The sequence below is a fragment of the Microbacterium wangyouchuni genome (assembly GCF_054072595.1).
The window spans coordinates 1-18344 of record NZ_JBSVRM010000002.1; the positions used below are offsets into that span (position 1 = coordinate 1).

General features: G+C 65.5%; 15 protein-coding genes and 1 pseudogene. 4 read left to right on the forward strand and 12 right to left on the reverse strand.

Annotated elements, in window-relative coordinates; all coding sequences use genetic code 11:
• Nucleotides 1–193: 193 nt before the first annotated feature.
• From ACW5CM_RS02725 to ACW5CM_RS02755, 7 genes are read right to left on the reverse strand one after another with little or no spacing between them, the layout of a single operon-like run.
• Nucleotides 194–1648 carry an aldehyde dehydrogenase (NADP(+)) gene (locus ACW5CM_RS02725; protein ID WP_457124351.1) on the reverse strand — a complete coding sequence of 485 codons (1455 nt, stop codon included), beginning with the start codon at nt 1646–1648 and terminating at the stop codon, nt 194–196.
• 13 nt (nt 1649–1661) lie between these two features.
• On the reverse strand, nt 1662–2735 hold the full coding sequence (locus ACW5CM_RS02730; RefSeq protein ID WP_457124117.1) for a mandelate racemase/muconate lactonizing enzyme family protein: 1074 nt from the start codon (nt 2733–2735) through the stop codon (nt 1662–1664).
• Nucleotides 2732–3643 (reverse strand): 5-dehydro-4-deoxyglucarate dehydratase, encoded by a 912-nt coding sequence (locus ACW5CM_RS02735; protein ID WP_457124118.1) that lies wholly within the window; start codon nt 3641–3643, stop codon nt 2732–2734. The genes ACW5CM_RS02730 and ACW5CM_RS02735 overlap by 4 nt, the downstream gene beginning before the upstream one ends.
• Entirely contained in the window at nt 3636–4610 is a 975-nt protein-coding gene (locus tag ACW5CM_RS02740) for an NAD-dependent epimerase/dehydratase family protein (protein ID WP_457124352.1), read from the reverse strand. The genes ACW5CM_RS02735 and ACW5CM_RS02740 overlap by 8 nt, the downstream gene beginning before the upstream one ends.
• An 8-nt stretch (nt 4611–4618) precedes the next feature.
• Nucleotides 4619–5968: a Gfo/Idh/MocA family protein gene (locus tag ACW5CM_RS02745; RefSeq protein ID WP_457124119.1), complete on the reverse strand. Its 1350-nt coding sequence runs from the start codon at nt 5966–5968 to the stop codon at nt 4619–4621.
• Between the two features lie 16 nt (nt 5969–5984).
• Nucleotides 5985–6896 carry a carbohydrate ABC transporter permease gene (locus tag ACW5CM_RS02750; RefSeq protein WP_438253222.1) on the reverse strand — a complete coding sequence of 304 codons (912 nt, stop codon included), beginning with the start codon at nt 6894–6896 and terminating at the stop codon, nt 5985–5987.
• Nucleotides 6886–7827, reverse strand: coding sequence for a carbohydrate ABC transporter permease (locus ACW5CM_RS02755; RefSeq protein WP_438253223.1), 942 nt, complete (start codon nt 7825–7827; stop codon nt 6886–6888). Before ACW5CM_RS02755 ends, ACW5CM_RS02750 begins: the two co-directional genes overlap by 11 nt.
• A gap of 165 nt (nt 7828–7992) precedes the next feature.
• Between ACW5CM_RS02755 and ACW5CM_RS02760 the strand changes: the two genes are divergently transcribed.
• From ACW5CM_RS02760 to ACW5CM_RS02775, 4 genes and pseudogenes are all read left to right on the forward strand, one after another.
• Nucleotides 7993–8994: a LacI family DNA-binding transcriptional regulator gene (locus tag ACW5CM_RS02760; RefSeq protein ID WP_457124120.1), complete on the forward strand. Its 1002-nt coding sequence runs from the start codon at nt 7993–7995 to the stop codon at nt 8992–8994.
• A gap of 148 nt (nt 8995–9142) precedes the next feature.
• A pseudogene (locus ACW5CM_RS02765) lies at nt 9143–10192 on the forward strand (ABC transporter substrate-binding protein); the annotation flags it as partial.
• Nucleotides 10193–10366: 174 nt separating this feature from the next.
• Nucleotides 10367–11686 (forward strand): ABC transporter substrate-binding protein, encoded by a 1320-nt coding sequence (locus ACW5CM_RS02770; RefSeq protein WP_457124121.1) that lies wholly within the window; start codon nt 10367–10369, stop codon nt 11684–11686.
• Between the two features lie 67 nt (nt 11687–11753).
• Entirely contained in the window at nt 11754–13391 is a 1638-nt protein-coding gene (locus tag ACW5CM_RS02775) for an MGH1-like glycoside hydrolase domain-containing protein (protein WP_457124122.1), read from the forward strand.
• Here the strand turns inward: ACW5CM_RS02775 and ACW5CM_RS02780 are convergent.
• The 5 genes from ACW5CM_RS02780 to hpaD form a co-directional block, all read right to left on the reverse strand.
• Nucleotides 13372–14274, reverse strand: a complete 903-nt coding sequence (locus tag ACW5CM_RS02780) for a glycoside hydrolase family 43 protein (RefSeq protein ID WP_457124123.1) — start codon at nt 14272–14274, stop codon at nt 13372–13374. The two genes, ACW5CM_RS02775 and ACW5CM_RS02780, sit on opposite strands and share 20 nt — an antisense overlap.
• Nucleotides 14271–15353 (reverse strand): M24 family metallopeptidase, encoded by a 1083-nt coding sequence (locus tag ACW5CM_RS02785; RefSeq protein WP_457124124.1) that lies wholly within the window; start codon nt 15351–15353, stop codon nt 14271–14273. Before ACW5CM_RS02785 ends, ACW5CM_RS02780 begins: the two co-directional genes overlap by 4 nt.
• A 156-nt stretch (nt 15354–15509) precedes the next feature.
• Nucleotides 15510–16319, reverse strand: coding sequence for an HpcH/HpaI aldolase family protein (locus tag ACW5CM_RS02790; RefSeq protein ID WP_457124125.1), 810 nt, complete (start codon nt 16317–16319; stop codon nt 15510–15512).
• On the reverse strand, nt 16304–17089 hold the full coding sequence (locus ACW5CM_RS02795) for a 2-keto-4-pentenoate hydratase (RefSeq protein ID WP_457124126.1): 786 nt from the start codon (nt 17087–17089) through the stop codon (nt 16304–16306). Before ACW5CM_RS02795 ends, ACW5CM_RS02790 begins: the two co-directional genes overlap by 16 nt.
• 16 nt (nt 17090–17105) lie before the next feature.
• A complete protein-coding gene (gene hpaD / locus ACW5CM_RS02800) occupies nt 17106–18272 on the reverse strand; it encodes a 3,4-dihydroxyphenylacetate 2,3-dioxygenase (RefSeq protein ID WP_457124127.1) in 1167 nt (388 codons plus the stop codon).
• Nucleotides 18273–18344 lie beyond the last annotated feature (72 nt).

Below are 18344 nucleotides of genomic sequence, written 5' to 3' on the forward strand. Positions count from 1 at the left end.
AGCCAACCGGCTGAACGAGCTGCTACTCGCCGCTTAAACCCCCGGCGTTGCTCCCACCATTTGACATTGCCGGCTTCAGAGCAGCACCAATTGCGACCGGAACAGGGTGGGGGCGCGTGGTTGGGGCGCAGGGTGGGGGTCAGTGTCGGGAGTGCGGTCAGGCAGCACCGCGGGTGGATGAGGCCAACGCGAGTTACACCGGGTCGGGAACCGTGAGCACACCGTCGACGCGCCGGGGGATGCGCAGCGGATTCTGCTCGTGCAGGGCACGGGGCAGTACCTGCTCCGGAGCGTTCTGGAACACGATCGGTCGCTGAAAACGACGAACCGCGGCTGCGCCGACCGACGTGAACTGAGTGTTCGTCGAGGGCCAGGGCCCGCCGTGGTGCTGCGCCCAGCTCACTGCCACTCCGGTGGGCCAGCCGTTGAACAGCACTCGCCCGGCGATATCGCTCAGTGCAGAGACGAGCTCCTCGACGTCTTCGGCGGGTTCGTGATGCACAGTTGCCGTAAGTGTTCCCGGCAATGCGCGCAGCACCGCGGTGAGGTCATCACTCTCGTCGATGCGCACCAGCAGGGTGAACGGGCCGAAGACCTCTTCCAGCAGTTGATCTGCGTGCCCGAGAAGGGTCGCCGCATCCGTCACCGCGACGGTCGGCCCGCTGGCGTCCGACGCGATGATGTCCACGCCGGGCACAGCGCTGACGCTGCTTAGCCGGTGGGCGAAGCCCTCAGCAATCGTGGGGGTGAGCATGCGCGGCTGTGCGCGCAGGAGTTCCGCGAGCTGCTGGGGGAGGGAAGACTCGGCCGGCACGAAGACCAGCCCGGGTTTCGTGCAGAACTGCCCGACTCCCAGTTGGAAGGAATCAGCGAGCCCTGCTGCCAGTTCATCGCTGCGGGCCGCGGCCGCCGCAGCGGTGATGACGACCGGGTTCACCGCTCCGAGCTCACCGTAGAACGGGATTGGCTCCGGCCGGGCGGTCACGTGATCGAGCAGAGCACGACCGCCGCGCACTGATCCAGTGAAGGCGACGGCGCGCACGGCCGGGTGACTGGCGAGTGCAAGACCGGCATCGAAGCCGGTGATCAGCGAGAACGCCCCGGCAGGTGCTCCCGCTGTGGCGAGCGCATCGGCGACGGCCGCCGCGGTGGCGACGGATGTGCGCGGATGCCCCGGATGCGCTTTTAAGAGAACCGGGCATCCGACAGCGAGGCTCGATGCCGTGTCGCCGCCGGCGACGGAGAACGCAAACGGGAAGTTGGATGCTGCGAACACAGCGACCGGCCCGATGGGGCGCAGGATTCGGCGGAGATCCGGAATGGGCGGCGTCGCCGTCGGATTCGGATGATCGATTGCCGCTTCGAGATAGGACCCCTCTTCCACGACCGACGCGAACAGCCGCAGCTGTGCGGTGGTGCGGGCGAACTCTCCGGTGAGACGGGGGAGCCCGAGCGCCGTTTCCTCGTTCGCAATCGCCGTGAGTTCATCCGCTTCAGCATCGAGCCGGTCCGCGATCGCCCGCAGCCATGTGGCACGGGTCGGCTCGTCAGAGCGTGACATGACAGCGAAGGCGCTCGCCGCGGCTTCCGCGGCGTGCTGCACCTCGTCGAGGGTGGTGTCGTCGGTCAAGTTCTGCGGATTCGTCATCATCGTGATCGCCCTATCTCTTGAAGTTCATTCCCAGGCCGACGGATGCTTCCCCCGTGGCCCACCCGTCGTGCACCTGAATCCCGCTCGGAGCCGTGAGGACGCCGAGGTCGGCGAAGCCGGCATCCTCGACATCCTCGATCCAGCACGTCTCGGGGAGCGTGAACGCGACCTGTGCCGACAGCTCCGGCAGCAGGTGCGGAGCGAGCTGGGCATCGTATTCGCGCACGAGCTCAGCGATGCGCAGGAACGGGGTGATGCCTCCGACGCGGATGATGTTCGGCTGCGCGATGTCCACGACACCGGCATCCAGAAAATCACGGAACCGGTGCACGGTGTGTAGATTCTCGCCGACAGCGATGGGCACGTCGATTCGCTTGCGTAGCTCGATGTGCGCGGCGAGGTCGTCTGCGCGCAGGGGCTCTTCGATCCAGCCGATGTCATGGGCCTGCAAGGCGACGATCGCGCGACTGGCGCTGTCGAGATCCCAACGCTGGTTCGCATCGACGAACAACTGGCGCTGGGGGCCGAGTACCTCGCGCACTGCCGCTACGCGCTCGAGGTCTTCCGCAAGGTCGGGCTTTCCGACCTTGATCTTCACCGCCGAATAGCCGCGGTCAACCCAGCGCCGCACCTGGGCGACGAGCTCGTCGATCGGGTAGTGCAGATTCACGCCGCTGCCGTACGCGGCGAGCCGGTCATGCCGGCGTCCGAGCAGCGTGGTGACGGAGCATCCACTGCTCCGAGCCTGCAGATCCCACAGCGCAAGGTCGACCCCGGCCAGCGCGATCGTGGTGATTCCGCCACCACCCGCTTCATGCAGATGCGCCCACGCCTGATCCCACACCGCAGGTGACGCGGGCCGTCCGATAAGGAACGGGGCGAGGTCGTCGTCGATCATGGCGCGAACCGCACTGCTGCCGATGGAGGGAGTCCACGAGAACCCGTGACCGGTCCGCCCGTCGATGGTGTGCACCGTGACGACGATCACTCGGATCTGGGTGACGTCTGATCCCCACGGTCGCTGCAACGCGATGCGTAGCGAACGCGTCTCGACACGTTCGACAGTGGTGTCGCCGCCGATCATGCGATCAACTCACGCCCAGTTTCGAGTAGGCGCTCGAGCCGGCCGACCTGCTCCGCCGTCGGATCAACGAGCGGAGCGCGTACCGATCCCACCGGCAGACCGCCCAACCGGACCCCGGCCTTGACCAGCGCCACCGCAAAGCCCGGCGTCTCATCGCGCAGTTCGATCAGCGGGGCGAAGAACCCGTCGAGCAGCGCCTGCTGCATCTGAAGATCATCGCCGCGCAGGGCCTGGAAGAAGGCGACCGAGATATCAGGTGCCATCGCGAATACGGCAGACGAGTACAGCGGAACGCCGATCGCGCTGTAGGCGGCCTGCGTCATCTCCGCGGTCAGCAGTCCGTTGAAGAACAGCGGCTCATCGGCCAGGGATGCGGCATCGCGCACGAAGCGCTGCGCGAGCGCCAGATCCCCGACGCCATCCTTGACGCCGATCACCCGGTCATTGCCCAGCAGGGTGGTGATGGATGCCGGAGTGAACTGCGCCGCACCGCGGTGGTAGACGATCAGCGGCAGGTCGGTTTCCGCGGCGATCCGCTCGACGTAGGCGACCAGTCCTGCCTGTGGACCCTGCACGAGGTACGGCGGCATGACGAGCAGCCCCTCAGCGCCGGCCTCCTGCGCGCTGCGCGCGCACTCCAGGGCATGGCCGAGGGCACCACCACTGCCGGCGAGCACCGGAACCCGGCCGGCAGCACCTCGGACGGCCGCCGCGACCGTAAGGGCATATTCAGATGCGGAGAGGGCGTGGAATTCGCCCGTCCCGCACGCGGAGAACACCGCACCGGGCATGTGGTCGACCCGCTCGGAAACATGCTGCTCGACGAGATCGGCATCCACTCGATCGGCGTCGTCGAACGCGGTGACGGGGAAGAAAAGAACGCGGTCGGGAATGGTCAGCTCAGACATGAGAGGCCTCCTGGTCGTCGGGGAGAGATTGCGGCGTGGATAGTTCGGGTTGGCGGAGTTCGCTTCGCCACGTGCGGCGGGCGGTCCAGCCGAGCAGCTGCTTTGCGCGGGCTCCGGAGAAGACTCCGGCGCGTCCGGAGACGGATGCTGCGGCATCCGCTGTCTCCGGAATTAACTGCGCCAGCGATGGCGCTGTCGGGTTCTGCACGAGGGCATCCGAAGCGGTCACGAAGAACACCTCCCCGTTGGGCACCCCGTCGGTGTGCTGCAACCAGGCGCCCACGAAGTCACCGGCGTCTCGGGCATCCACGTAGTTGAACAGGGCGACGGCCGACAGCTCCGGGTCAGCCAGTCGCTCGGCGACGGTGTGGCCCTGCTGGGTGCGCTCGCCCTGCCATTCCTCGGGGGCGATTACATAGCACGGTCGGAACACGCCGAAGCGGACACTGCGGCCGTAGCGGCGCACCGCCATCTGTACGATCTGCTCGATGGCCACCTTCGATACGGCATAGCCGTTCCAGGGGGCGAGCGGATGATCCTCGTCGAGCGGAAGGTACGACGGACGCCAGCCCTCGGGGGATCCGTAGCCGATCACGGTCGGACTCGATGCGACCAGCAGCGCCTTCGCCTGGGCGGCGATCGTCGCTTCCAGCACGTTCCAGGCGAGGCGCGTGTTGATCTGGAACACCTCTGCGTCCGGGAGTGAGCCGGGAACGGCGATCGCGGCAAGATGCACCACAGCATCCGGCGCGATCTCGACGAACGTATCGTGCGTGGCCACCGCGTCCAGCAGATCGATGGCGACCTGGGGCGTCTCCAGCGCATCACTGCGCGTGCGGTCGACGCTCACCACGTCGTACCCCGCTGCGGCGAGTTCGCGGACAACGCTGCGGCCGAGTCGTCCGGCGCCGCCGGTGACGAGCACGCGCGCGCCAGGATGCAGGCCGGGATGCGGCTCCGTATTCATGGCCAAGTTCATTCTTGGATGCCTGCGGCAGCGGCACCGGCGCTGCCCAGTTCCAGGTCGCTGATGCGCACAGCGCGCTCGTCAGCGAGGGACCGATTACCGGCAAGACCCACGACCATGCTGCGTACCCCGTCAGTCCAATCCGCGGTGCGTCCGAGCGGGTCCGGCTGCGCGCCGAGGAACACATCGCGCAGCAGCATCGCATCGCCACCACCGTGTCCGCCCTCGGCCTCCGCGATAGGCACTTCGCGAGCGGTCTCGAAGTGCCGCTGCACGACGAGCCGTTCCGATACCGGGCGCGCCGAATCGTCGCGCACGAGGTCGGGACGTGCACTCGGGTCAACGACGGTGCGGCCCTGCTCGTCGACGAGCACGGAGCCGCGTTCGATGACGGTCAGCTCCGCACGGCCACGGGTTCCATTGACGGCGACCGTGTACCCCTCCCAGGGGGCGTGGGCGTTCAGGGAGTACGACATCGTGCTGCCGCCGGCGTAGTCGACGACGAGTGAGAGGTTGTCCTCGATGGTGATGCCGGCGTCGAAGACGTCGCGATCGCGCAGGTAGCCGTCGTGCTGCTCTTGCTCGAGGTAGAGCCCGCTCCACGTGGGGTCCGTGCGCAGGTCGAGGCTGAACTGATCGCGCAATGGCGAATCGGTCGTCCCTCGCTCAGGACGCGGACCCAGCCCGCGTTTCTGGGCGTTCTCGGCGCCGTAGAACCGTAGCCCGCCGGAGGCGAACACGCGCGTGGGGGTGTCGTTGATCCACCAGTTCACCAGGTCGAAGTGGTGGCTGGCCTTGTGGATCAGAAGCCCGCCGGAGCGGTCCTTGTCGCGGTGCCAGCGCCGGAAGTAGTCGGCGCCGTGCGCGGTGTCCAGCACCCACTCGAAGTGCACGCTGGTGACCGCCCCGATCTCACCGGAATCGATCAGCTCCTTCAGTGCGCTGTTGCGCGGTGAATAGCGGTAGTTGAAGGTGATTGTCACCTCACGACCTGTCCGCTCTGCGGCCTCGGCGATACGCCGCACGCCCGCTTCATCGATCGTGAGCGGCTTCTCAACCACGACATCGGCACCGGCATCCAGCGCTGTCACGATGTGATCCGCGTGCGTGAAATCGGGGGAGCTGATGATCACCCGGTCGATGCGATGCTCGCGGACGGCATCGGCGAGAGCATCCGGCGCAAAGCGCGCTGGTGCGCCCAATTCCGGATGCTGCGCCAGCGACCAGTCCTGGCGTCCGGGGTTCGTGTCGGTCCAAGCGACGAGCTCGGCGACGTCCGCGTGTGTGGTTGCGAGCGCGTCGAGGTACATCTGCGCGCGTGAGCCGGAGCCGACGAGCGCATAGCGGAGGCGGGTCATCTTCTGATCCTTTCGATCACTTGATGCCTGAGGTCGCGGCGCCCTTGATGAGGAACCGCTGGCCGAACAGGAAGATGAGGAACAGGGGGATCAGTGAGACGACACTCATGGCGAACATCGAGCCGTAGTCCGAGCTTGATTGGGCATCGAGGAAGCCCTTCAGGGCGAGCGAAGCCGGGAATAGCTCTGGCAGTCGCACATAGATCAGCGGACCGAAGAAGTCGCCCCACGTCCAGATGAACGTGAAGATGGCGGTGGTCGCCAACGAGGGCACGATCAGGGGAAGCGTGATCTGGAAATAGCTGCGGAAGTGGCCGGCGCCGTCGACACGGGCAGCTTCGAACAGCTCCTTGGGAAGTCCGCGGATGAACTGCACCATCAAGAAGATGAAGAAGGCCTCGGTCGCCAGAAACTTCGGCGCGATCAGCGGAAGGAACGTATTCAGCCAGCCGAGCTCTTTGAAGATCACGAACTGGGGCACCAGCAGCACCTGGAACGGGAGCATGATCGAGCCGAGCATCAGCACAAAGGCGAAGTTTCGGCCGCGGAAGCGCAGTCTCGCGAAGGCGTAGGCGGCCATCGAGCAGGACAGCAGGTTTCCCAGGATCGCGCCGAAGGCGATGATCGAAGAGTTGATCAGGAATACCCCGAATGGATGCTGGAGGTCGGTCCAGCCGTTCTGGTAGTTCTCGAACGTCAGATCGGCGGTGAAGATGCTCAGATCACGGAAGATTTGGTCATTGGGTTTGAGGCTCGACACCACCAGCCAGATCAGCGGGTAGAGCATCACCACCGAGATGATGATGAGCATCGCGTGCTTGCCGAGCGCGCGAAGTGAGCGGCCGCCGGCGCGGCGTCGGCCTGCCGTCTCGCGTCGCCGGCGCGACGAAGAGGGCGGGCGCAGCAGGGTCTCGGTTTCAGTCGTCATAGAACACCCAATACTTCGAGAGCCAGAAGTTGAACGCTGTGAAGGCGGCGATCACCACGAGCAGGAACCAGGACATCGCCGAGGCGTATCCCATGTTGAGCTCGGTGAAGGCTTCCTTGTACAGCAGAAGCGTGAAGAACATCGTCGAATCACTCGGCCCACCGGTGCCGCCGGAGACGACATAGGCCTGTGTGAAGGACTGGAAGGAGAAGATGATCTGCAACACCAGGTTGAAGAAGATCACCGGGGTCAGCAGCGGGAACGTGATGGCGAAGAACTGGCGGATTCTGCCGGCACCGTCCATCGACGCCGCCTCGTAGTACATCTCCGGAATCTGGCGGAGCCCGGCGAGGAAGATCACCATGGGGGAGCCGAACGTCCAGATGTTCAGCACGATCAGCGTGCCGAGAGCAAAGTCGGGGTGGCCGATCCAGCCGGGACCGTCGATGCCGAACCAGGCGAGGAACCCGTTGACGATGCCGTCCTTGCCGAACACCTGACGCCACAGGATTGCGACCGCGACGGAGCCGCCCAGCAGCGAGGGAAGGTAGAAGATCGAGCGGTAGAACGACAGGCCTCGCAGGCCCTTATCGAGCAGAACGGCCAGCCCCAGTGCGAGTGCGAGCAGCAGGGGAACGCTGACGAAGACGTAGACGACGGTCACGCGGAACGAGTTCCAGAAGCGCGGGTCGTTGAACATCTCGACGATGTTGTTCAGGCCTGACCAGATGGGCGGCTGCAGCAGGTTGTAGTCGGTGAACGACAGGTACAGTGACGCAACGATCGGACCGATGGTCAGGCACAGCATGCCGATCAGCCAGGGCAGCATGAAGACCCATGCCGCCTTGCCATCCGGGTATTTCTCTTTGACGCGCGCCCCCGTGGCGCGACGTGAACGCGTTATCGTGCGTAGTTCTCCGAGACTGCTCACGTGACCTCCTTGTCTGATCCGTGCCTGTCGATGGCAGCCGACGGGCTCACCTTCGAGAAAGCGGTTTCACGAGTGTTCTGATTATTGACGTGTCCACGTCGATTCGTCAAGCCGAGACAGTACAGTGGCACTGTCCGAAGCCGGATCGGGACGGAAGAGGAATCGATGACCGCTCAGCGTGGAAGTGTCACGATCGCCGATGTGGCGCGCCATGCCGGCGTTTCTCCAGCCACGGTTTCTCGGGTGATGAATGGCCGGTTCGCCGGTGACAGCAGTGTTGCCGATCGGGTTCGCCAGGCGGCGAGCGACTTGGCCTATGCGCCGAGTCCGCTGGCTCGAAGCCTCGCCCTCGGGCGGACGCACGCGGTCGCTTTCGTCGTCCCTGACCTTGCAAACCCGGCTTTTCAGTCGGTGCTGGCCGGGTTGAGCAAGACGGCGGCGCTGGATGGCTATCGGGTGCTGGTGGCAGACTCTGCCGAGTCTCCTGAAGATGAAGCGGCGCTCGCGCTCGAGATCAGACGGCGCACGGACGCGATCGTGCTGTGCGCGCCACGGATGCCCGAGGCTGAGCTCACAGCGCTGGCCGCGCAGTTGCATCCGCTGGTGTTGATCAACCGTTCTGTTTCGGGGGTTTCTGCTCCTTCGCTGTCAATCGATTACCGTGCCGGGATCGCTGACCTTGCCCAGCACCTCTACGGGCTCGGGCACCGCTCCTTCGCGTATGTTTTCGGTCCAGAGCTCAGCGCCTCGAACGCCCGCCGCGAGCTGGGGCTCGACGATTTCCAGCGTGCTCACCCCGATGTGACCATCGCGCGGATCCCCGCCGGTGCGAGCTCGGATGACGGTCGCGAGGCGGCCGTCGCTGTGCATGACAGTCGAGCCACCGCTGCGCTGGCGTTCAACGATCTCGTCGCGATCGGGCTGATTGGTGGGCTGCGAACGCTCGGTCTGAGCGTGCCTGAAGATATTTCGGTGACCGGCTTCGACGACATTCCGCTGGCGCAGTACCTCGCCCCCGCGTTGACGACGGCGTCGGTGTCTCACGCCGATCTGGGCGTGCTCGCCTGGGGGCGGATGCACGACCTCATCGAGGGTGGGAGCCCGGGGCAGAACGTCGTGTTCCAGCCGCGCGTCGAGGTGCGTGACTCTTCGGGAATGGCACCCTGAGCTTCCCGCCGGCCTCTTGACGCCGGTTCGTGGCGATGCTAGCTTCTCGCGGAGAAAGCGGTTTCACCGATCGGTGTCGCCGCCGAGCTTCGCGATGAAGGGAAGAGTGTGATGGGGAACGCATGGCGTAGAACTCTCGGAGGACTGGGATCGGCTGTCAACGGATGCCGCTGGTGGGAACATGCCAGACGTGATCACGCTCGCGAGCCCGTACACCCTGGAGTATGCAAATCGTGGGGCGCTGCTTCCGCTCGATGATGTCGCGGGCGTGCTCTCGACTGAGGCGTTCGCGCCGCAGACTCTCGCCGGGGCGCAAGTCGACGGCGTTACGTACGGTCTCCCGACCGGAGGCAACGCGATCGGGGTGGTCGTGAATCCCCGAGTGTTCGCTGAGGCCGGCGTTGACCTGCCAGACGGCGATGACTGGACGTGGTCAGAGTTCGTTGAGATCGCGGCTGCCATCACCGCCGGGACAGCGGACGGTGTGTACGGCATGGAAGATCGCATCAATGACACGCTCGGTGTGTACGTCACTCAGCGCGGCACACCGATGTACACCGACGATGGCACGCTCGGACCGGACGCCTCCACGCTCGAGGACTACTGGGAAACTGTGCTCGAGCTGCTCAATAGTGGCGGGATGCCGCCAGCCGATCTGACGCAAGAGCTGTACACGCTCGGCCCCGCCGAGACGCTGATGGGACAGGGACGGGCGGGAATGACGTTTGCCTTCAGCAACCTGATCGGCACCTACGCGGATGCCTCCGGTGACGACCTCGTGCTGCTGAGTCCTCCTGGGGAGTCGGAGTTCCAAAGCCCTGGTTCTGCACTCCAAGCATCGCAGTACTACGGGGTTGCGGCGACGAGCGAGCATCCGGAGGCTGCGGCACTGCTCATCGATTACCTCGTGAACTCGACCCAGGCGGGGGAAGTCATCCTGGCCGACCGGGGTCTGCCCTTCAACTCGGACGTGCTCGAGGCGATCACACCGCTGTTGGACCCGTCCTCAAAGGTGGCCGCAGCGTACGTGCAGCACGTCACGGAGGCGGGCGCAGACCCTGCTCCTGCGACGCCACCGGGTGGCTCTGTGCTCAAGGCGACGTCCGAAAGACTCGATGCTGAGGTGCTGTTCGGCAGGCTCACGCCGGCGCAGGCCGCGGACTCGTTCGTCGATGAGATGACGGCCGCGCTGGAGTGATGCAACGATTTGTTGTCCACTCCGCAGAATCGATTGACACCCCTCTCGGTGGATGCTAGCTTCACTCGAGAAAGCGGTTTCTCCTCCGAGTTCATCGAAGCGAAAATCCGCTCCAAAAACCCGACAGACGTTCGGCCGCCATGGCAGCGGCCCCAACCCGAAAGAGGCGCAATGATGCGTACGACACGCTCTCGCATAGCCGTCGGCTCCGCGATGGTGGCCAGCGCGCTGGTCTTGACCAGCTGCTCCGCAGGAACAGGAACCGCAGACGGCGGCGGTGAGTTCGATCCCGAAGAGGAAATCGAACTGGAGATCTCCTGGTGGGGAGATGACAACCGGGCGACACTGTTCGGCGAAGTCATCGACCTGTTCGAGGACGAGTACCCGAACATCACTGTGGTCGAGACGCCGGTCGGCTCTCCCGATGACCTGTTCAATCGTCTTGCGACCGACTTCGCTGCCGGTGGCGACACGGCCCCGGACGTGTTCGCTCTGGGTGGGGCAAAGCCCCAGGAATACGGTGCGCTGGGTGCGCTGCTGGACCTGTCGACGGTTTCTGAGCAGCTCGACGCGAGCAAGTATCCGGACTTCTCGCTCACCAGCGCCCTCGTCGATGACCAGCTCTATGGCCTGCCCACCGGCGGTAACGCGACAGCGGCCTTCATCAACGCCGACATCTTTGCCCAGGCTGGCGTCGATGTGCCAGCGGATGGCTGGACGTGGGATGACCTGGTCGCAGTCACGAACGAGATCGGTAGCGCCGGTCTCACCACGGCGGACGGAAAGCCTGTCCACGGCATCGATCTGCGCGTGCAGGACATCATGGGCACATATGCCGGACAGCTCAGCGAGGTGGGCATCTACGACTGGGATGGTCAGCTCGGTGTAGACGTCGACGACATCGCCAGCTGGTACGAGATCGAGAAGCAGCTACTCGAAGGCGGTGCACTGCCAGACCCATCCGTCGTCACGGCGAACTGGGCGCTGCCGCCGGACCAGCAGCCGTTCACACTCGGCCAAGCGGCAGTCACCTTCGGCTACAGCAACCTGATGGGCGTGTACGCCGGTGCCGGCGAGAACGTTCAGATGGTCTTGCCACCGACCTCAACCGACATTTCCGGTGTGGCACTGCTGCCCTCCGCGTTCTGGTCGATCAACGCGGCCAGCGCTCACCCCGAGGCCGCGGCCCTGCTCATGAACTGGTTCCTCAATGAGCCTGCGGCAGCCGAGCTCATCCTTGACACGCGAGGCGTGCCCTTCAACCCAGACACGCTCGCGGTGGTTTCCCCGCTGCTGAGCGGGCCCGGCCAGGTCGCGGCAGACTATGTGAATGTCGTGCTGGAGGAAGGCGTTGTGGCTCCGCCGCAGCCTGCCGGTGGGTCGATTCTCAACGAGCTCTCCCAGCGCATGGAGTCGGAGGTTCTCTTCGAGCGTGCGACACCTGAGGAGGCCGCGCAGCGTTGGATCGATGAGCTCGGCGCAGCTCTGCAGTAATTCACGAACAGTGGGGCGTGGGCGCCGTCGGTGCCGGCGCCCCACTGGCGTCTGAGGGAGACAGAAGATGACTGCGACCGTTCGTGCCGAGGCGCTGGAGCGTCTGCGGGCGGCGAAGCCGATCCCGCGTGCCGGACTTGATGGCTCGCCGCTGGGCGCCGAGCTCGAAGCATCCGGGGTCCGCTTCGTCGCGGTCGGGGGACCGCTCGAGCAGCGCTGGCATGATGCGCTCGCCGAGCTTGACCGGTGCATCCGCTCCATCGATGGCCCGCCCGTGCTGAACGAAGGCGGCGTCTATGACGGATGCTGGCTGGAGAGCACCGGAACGATCAATGTCGAGGTCCTCGATCGCTTCGCACCCGGCATCGGCACAGACACGCTGCTGCAGTTCGCCGCGCATCAGCGCGTCGACGGGATGATCCCGTACAAGGTGACTCCGGCAGGGCCCGGGTTCAGTCAGATTCAGATCGTCACACCTTTGGCGCGGGTCGTCTGGCGGCACTATCAGCGCACCGGCGATCGGCAGTTCCTGCAGGTGATGTACGCCGCGATGGCCCGCTACGACGCCTGGCTCGCGCGCTATCGCGACACCGCCGAGACGGGGGCGGTCGAAGCATTCTGCGCCTTCGACACCGGGCATGATCTCTCGCCCCGGTTCTGGTTCGCGCCGGATCGCGCATTTGGTGCGGATGCCCGATACGTCGACCCCGCCGCCACCGCCGTGCCGTACATCGCACCCGATCTGACGGCGAACGTGGCATGTCAGCGGGTCTACCTCGGGGCGATCGCCGACGAGTTGGGCGAGGACGGTGCACCATGGCGAGAACGGGCCGTGGCCTCTCTCGATGCGCTCTGGGCGCAGTGCTTCGATGAAGACGACGGGCTGTTCTACGACCGGGACCGGTCAGGAACGCCCGTGCGGATCGCGTCGGACGTGCTGTTGCGAGTGCTGGCCTGTGAGGTGGGGGATGAGCCGTTCTTCGCCGACGCACTCAGGCAGTACCTGATGAACACCCGGAAGTTCCTCGCGCACTACGGGTTCACGACGATCGCGATGGACGATCCGCGGTTCGATCATGACGCCTCACGCAATTCCTGGGGCGGGCCGGTGAACATGCTTGCGCAACTGCGCGCACCGGAAGCCTTTGAACGCCACGGCCACGTCGCAGAGCTGGCGCTGACCGCACAGCCCCTGCTTGCCGCGCTCGCCGCAGCAGACCGGTTCCCGCAGTGCATGGACCCGTGGTCGGGAGATGCCGGGTTCACCGAGGTGTACTCGCCCTCGATCCTGTGGTTCTTGGACGCACTCGAGCGGCACAGCGGCGTGCTCGAGCGCGCGGATGGCACGCTGTGGTTCTCCGGTCTCGCCCCGACGCGGCTGGAGCGCGGAACGGCCGCGGAGGCGATCGGTCACGCCCGAACCGTGGGTTCGGTCGCGTGGGAGCTGGTCGCGGATGACGAACTGGTTCAGGTGTACCGCGACGGACAGCCGGAGTTCTCGTTCCCGCGCGGGTGGCGCGTTGAGACGGATGCGGCGGGTGAGGTCGTCGCCGTCGTCGGACTGGCCGCCCAGCCCGTGGCCGGGGTGCTCGTGCTTGCCGGTGCGGAGCTGGCTATGACGATCGCGCCGAATGAGAGGGTCACGATCGTCGATCAGCACGAAGCCGATCGCGCGGCCGTCGAATTCATCCCGCCGGTGTTCTGAGCTGCAGCCCCGCCGGAGTCTCCTGCAACTCGAAGAAGTGCGCGCGCTCATCGGGCGTGCGGTTCGGGCTGTGCAGTGTGAGCAGCAGCGTCCCCTCGGTGGTGGTGAAGACCATCCCATGCCCGCCGTCAGCCGGCCACAGCGGTGCTTCAGATTGGATCCACGGGCCGGCGATCCCACCGGAAGCTGATGTGGCTACGCCCATCGCATAGCCGGAATCTCCGAAGCTTGACCACACCATCAGCAGCCGGCCATCCGCCGTTCGGTGCATCGAAGGACCGTCGGTGACGAACACCTCTGCAAACTCAGGACGCGGGATGCTGCGTGCCCACGGCGCTTCGGATGCCCGAAACAGCAGTCGAGGCTCGCCGATCGTGCTGCGAAGGTCTGCGGCGAGCTCTATTGCGTGGATCTCACCGTCGCCGACGTCCTTCCACTCGTGGCAGAACACAAGGTAGGGGATGCCATCCTCGACGTGCAACGTGCCGTCGAGGCACTCCCAGGCGCGGGGTGTGAGCGGGCCGTCGGACCAGGGCTCGTACGGTCCCTCCGGCCGATCGGCACGCAGGATCTGGGTACCGCGGCGATGCCCCTCCGCGGTGAACGTCGCGAAAAGGTAGAAGGCGTTGTCATAGGCGTGCACTTCGGGCGCCCAGTACTGGGTGTGCGACCAGAAGTCGGCGGCCGGGCGGAAGGCGGGGATCGGTCCGTGCCAGGTCTGCAGATCGTCACTGTGATAGGTGTCGAAGCCGGTCGCGGGACCGTCCCAGATGTTCTGGTCGGTGCTGCCGAACAGCCAGTATCGGCCGGTGCTCTCGTCGAGGAGCACGAAAGGATCGCGGATCTGAATCTCGTTGAGGCGCACGCTGTTGTCTGAAGTCATGACAGGTCCAATGTGTCGGGGCGGGCCAGGCCGTTGACGTTCACCGTCGGCCACAGGGGATCGGTGGTGAGTGTGGTGACGCCGGTATGGTCTGCGATCACGGTGTCTTCGAGCTTCGCGCCCGGAACCCAGGGGTTCCACGCGAATGCTCCACCGGCGACCACCCGCTGGGTGCTGGTCGGCGAAGCCTTGGGATCACGGCCGACGTAGCCGGTGGGGCCGCCCTGGTGGTGTGCGCGCCAGGCGGGGGAGCCCTCGTTGCCGAAGCCGTGGCGGACGTAGGCGGAGCCGATATCGCTGAGTATTTCGCTCAGTGCGCGGTCCGGCCGGGTTGCGGCGAAGATATCTGCCTCGACGAGGCGGAGGGCCCGTTCATCGGTCGTTTCGCTGCCGCGGAAGCGCACCCAGCGACTGAAACTGGCGTGCAGGCCGTGACGGACCGCCGTGACGACCGCGAGGAACCGATCGCCGAGCACCGCATCGGTGGGTAGCGGATGCTGGACGCCTCCGCGTGACGAGCCGGCGACGAGGATGACGTTCGGTGTCGCGCCGATAGACAGCACGGCACGGCCGAGCTCGGCGGCGAGAGCATGCTCGGTCATATCTGGACGGGCATGGCGCAGGACCGCGGACACTACGGCGGCCGAGTCGGCGCCCAGTGCTGCGTATCGCTGGCGCTCCTGGGGCAGCAGTGCCGCGCGCGCAGCGCGCAGCTCATCGGCGACGGCCGTGTCGACAAGCGTGTCCGGGGCTGCTTCGGTGAGGGAGGCGAACCACGGGATGCTGCGGAACTCGGCGCCAGCGATCTCTTCTGTGGCGAGCCGGTCCGCCTCGTTCTCCAGTGCGGTGACAACCGCCGTTCCGTCGCGGTGGATGAGGGCCGAGCACACGGCTGCGCCCCCGAAAGGCACCTGCACGCGGGCTCCGTCGAAGTACCATGCGAGATTCTCCGGCGTGGTCAGCAGCAGCTCATCGGCGCCGTGCGCATCGAGGATCGCGCTGACGCGGGCGTGCTTGTGCGGGCGGTCTGTGCTGACGCGGGCGTGCTTGTGCGGGCGGTCTGTGCTGACGCGGGGCATGCACGAAGACTATCGGAGAAACCGCTTTCACGAGGGCACTCGATCCCGCTCCGGTCGCAATTGATGCTGTTAAAACGGCGGCTTCAGAGCAGCACCAATTGCGACCGGAACGGGGGTGGTAACAACCGCAGGAGCCGCGACGCGACGGAGCAGCTCTCAGTAACTTTCGCGCTCGGCGGTGTCGGCAGTGGGGATCCAGTCCGCGGCGAGCTTCTCGGTGGCCCGCGCGAGAATCGACACGTCGGCGGCGACAAGGGCGAAGGAGGCCCCGGCGTCGAGGTAGCGACGCGCGGTTGCCGGCACGAAGGCGTTCACACCGACCGGCTTGCCAGCAGCGAGCACTTCGGTGATCGTGTGCTCGACGGCAGCGATGACATCCGGATGCTCCTGCTGACCGAGCAGCCCCATGGATGCCGCCAGATCGCTCGGCCCGATAAAGACGCTGTCCACACCATCGACCGCAGCGATTGCGCGGGCGCTCTGCACCGCAGCATCCGTCTCGATCTGCACCGAGAGCGAGGTGATCTCGTGCGCTCGCTGCAGGTATTTCTCGGTGCGGCCCCACTGTCCGGCGCGAGCAAGCGCGCTGCCGACGCCCCGGATGCCGCGCGGCGGGTAGCGGGTCGCAGCGACGGCGGCTTCGGCATCCGACACGCTGTTGACCATCGGCACCAGAAGGTTCTGCGCGCCGACGTCGAGGAACTGCTTGATCAGCACCGCGTTGTTGCTCGGCACCCGCACCATCGGGGCGATCGGATACGGCGCGACCGCCTGCAGCAGCGCAAGCGTGGATTCGAGGCCGATCGGACTGTGCTCGCCGTCGATCAGTGTCCAATCCAGTCCGGAACCCGCCACGATCTCCGCCGCGATCGGGCTGCCGGAGCAGATCCAGGCTCCGATCAGTGGGCGGTCGGCGCTCGCCAGACGCTCCCGGAACGACGGCGCAGGCTCTAAACGAAACGACATGTGATGGTTCCCATCTCTCGGTAGTCGCACCGTACCTCGTCTCCCTTGTGCACCCACATCGGTCGGGTGAAGGATCCGGCGAGGATGATCTCGCCGGCTTCGAGCCGTGCACCATGCTGATGGAACTTGTTCGCCAGCCACGCCACCCCTGTGGCGGGGTGGCCGAGGACTCCTGCTGCGACGCCGGTCTCCTCGATCTCGCCGTTGCGCGAGAGTACGCCGGGAACCCAGCGCAGGTCGATCTCATCCGGACGCAGATGTACGTCGCCGAGAACCATCGCTCCGTACGCGGCATTATCGCTGATGGTGTCGACGATCGTTCGGCCTTCGACCTCGATATGTGAGTTCAGCACTTCGAGAGCAGGGACGGCGTAGTCGATTGCGGCGAGAGCATCCTCGAGAGTGCAGTTCGGGCCCTCGAGCGGATGCTTGAGGACAAAAGCGAGCTCGACCTCGATCCGCACATTCGAGAAGTCATCGAAGGGGATGTCGGCACCAGAGCGGTACACGGTGTCGTCGAACATCACGCCGTAGTCGGGCTCCGTGATCCCGGTCGCCTGTTGCATCGCTTTCGAGGTCAGACCGATCTTGCGGCCGACCAGCGTACGCCCGGAAGCGAGGTTCTTGTCCCGCCATATGCCTTGAATGGCATAGGCGTCGTCGATCGTGGCATCCGGGAACCGCGCGGTGATGCGGGGGATCACGCCGTGCGTGCGGTCGGCCTCAGCGAGTTCATCTGCAATCTGCTCGATCACCTCAGGAGTCAGCATCCGGTGCGCCTTTCTTCTAGAGCTGGTGGCCGAGCTTGTACTCGCCCTGCTTATATTCGGGCATCGAGTCCTCGCCCTCGTTTTTACGCGTGTACGAGAAACCGTCCGCTCCGATGGTGACAGCCATCTCGCTGTCGTCAGTACGCGTGATGACCGGTTGCGGGTTGCCGTCGAGGTCGAGCACGAGCGAGGCGTCGGTGTACCAGCTCGGCACCACCGGGTTGCCCCACCAGTCACGCCGCTGATTGTCGTGCACGTCCCAGGTGATGACCGGGTTGTCCGGGTCGCCGGTGTAGTAGTCCTGGGTGTAGATCTCGACGCGGTGCCCATCGGGGTCGCGCAGGTACAGGTAGAAGGCGTTCGAGACACCGTGGCGGCCGGGGCCGCGTTCGATCGCATCCGACCGGCGCAGCGCTCCGAGCTTGTCGCAGATGGCCAGGATGTTGTGCTTCTCATGCGTAGCGAATGCGACGTGATGCATGCGTGGGCCGTCACCGCCGGTGGCAGCGGTGTCGTGCACCGTGGGCTTGCGGCGCATCCATGCGGCATAGACGGTGCCGTGCTCATCTTGGATATCTTCGGTGACGCGGAATCCAAGGTCTTGGTAGTGGCGCACGGCGCGGGGCACGTCCGGGGTGACCTGGTTGAAGTGATCGAGACGAACCAGCTCGCCCGGAGTGTGCAGGTCATAGCGCCAGGACAGTCGCTCGACATGGGTCGTCTCGAAGAAGAACTCATAGGGGAAGCCGAGGGGGTCCTCGACACGCACCGAGTCTCCGATGCCTCTAACGAAGCCATCCGGGCGTCGTTCGACGCGGCATCCGAGTTCGGTGTAGAACTCGACGGCACGGTCAAGGTCCTCCGCGCTGCGCACCCGGTACGAGAATGCCGCGACCGCAGCGATCGGTCCCTTCCGCAGCACCAGGTTGTGGTGGATGAACTCCTCGGTCGAGCGCAGGTAGATCGCATCGTCGTCTTCCTCGGTCACGTAGAGCCCGAGCACGTCTACATAGAACTGACGGGATGCCGCGAGGTCGGTGACGACGAGGTCCATATATGCGCAGCGGAGGATATCCGGGGGAGTGGCGACCGGGGTCGCGACGGCGTTGTCCGAGTGGATCGGAGCTTCCGCGCTCACGTAGTACCCCGAGGAAGTCAGGGTCATGTCTTCACGATTGGTCATATCAGCGTCCTTGCTTGAGATTCTCGTGCTCCGGTCGCACTTCGTGTCGCTTTGCGGCGGTTTTAACAGCAG

Bases quoted from the DNA above. Each gene is read 5' to 3' on its own strand.
- ACW5CM_RS02725 (WP_457124351.1), bottom strand. From the start codon at position 1,648: ATGACGAATCCGCAGAACTTGACCGACGACACCACCCTCGACGAGGTG.
- ACW5CM_RS02730 (WP_457124117.1), bottom strand. From the start codon at position 2,735: ATGATCGGCGGCGACACCACTGTCGAACGTGTCGAGACGCGTTCGCTA.
- ACW5CM_RS02735 (WP_457124118.1), bottom strand. From the start codon at position 3,643: ATGTCTGAGCTGACCATTCCCGACCGCGTTCTTTTCTTCCCCGTCACC.
- ACW5CM_RS02740 (WP_457124352.1), bottom strand. From the start codon at position 4,610: ATGAATACGGAGCCGCATCCCGGCCTGCATCCTGGCGCGCGCGTGCTC.
- ACW5CM_RS02745 (WP_457124119.1), bottom strand. From the start codon at position 5,968: ATGACCCGCCTCCGCTATGCGCTCGTCGGCTCCGGCTCACGCGCGCAG.
- ACW5CM_RS02750 (WP_438253222.1), bottom strand. From the start codon at position 6,896: ATGACGACTGAAACCGAGACCCTGCTGCGCCCGCCCTCTTCGTCGCGC.
- ACW5CM_RS02760 (WP_457124120.1), top strand. From the start codon at position 7,993: ATGACCGCTCAGCGTGGAAGTGTCACGATCGCCGATGTGGCGCGCCAT.
- ACW5CM_RS02770 (WP_457124121.1), top strand. From the start codon at position 10,367: ATGCGTACGACACGCTCTCGCATAGCCGTCGGCTCCGCGATGGTGGCC.
- ACW5CM_RS02775 (WP_457124122.1), top strand. From the start codon at position 11,754: ATGACTGCGACCGTTCGTGCCGAGGCGCTGGAGCGTCTGCGGGCGGCG.
- ACW5CM_RS02780 (WP_457124123.1), bottom strand. From the start codon at position 14,274: ATGACTTCAGACAACAGCGTGCGCCTCAACGAGATTCAGATCCGCGAT.
- ACW5CM_RS02785 (WP_457124124.1), bottom strand. From the start codon at position 15,353: ATGCCCCGCGTCAGCACAGACCGCCCGCACAAGCACGCCCGCGTCAGC.
- ACW5CM_RS02790 (WP_457124125.1), bottom strand. From the start codon at position 16,319: ATGTCGTTTCGTTTAGAGCCTGCGCCGTCGTTCCGGGAGCGTCTGGCG.
- ACW5CM_RS02795 (WP_457124126.1), bottom strand. From the start codon at position 17,089: ATGCTGACTCCTGAGGTGATCGAGCAGATTGCAGATGAACTCGCTGAG.
- hpaD (WP_457124127.1), bottom strand. From the start codon at position 18,272: ATGACCAATCGTGAAGACATGACCCTGACTTCCTCGGGGTACTACGTG.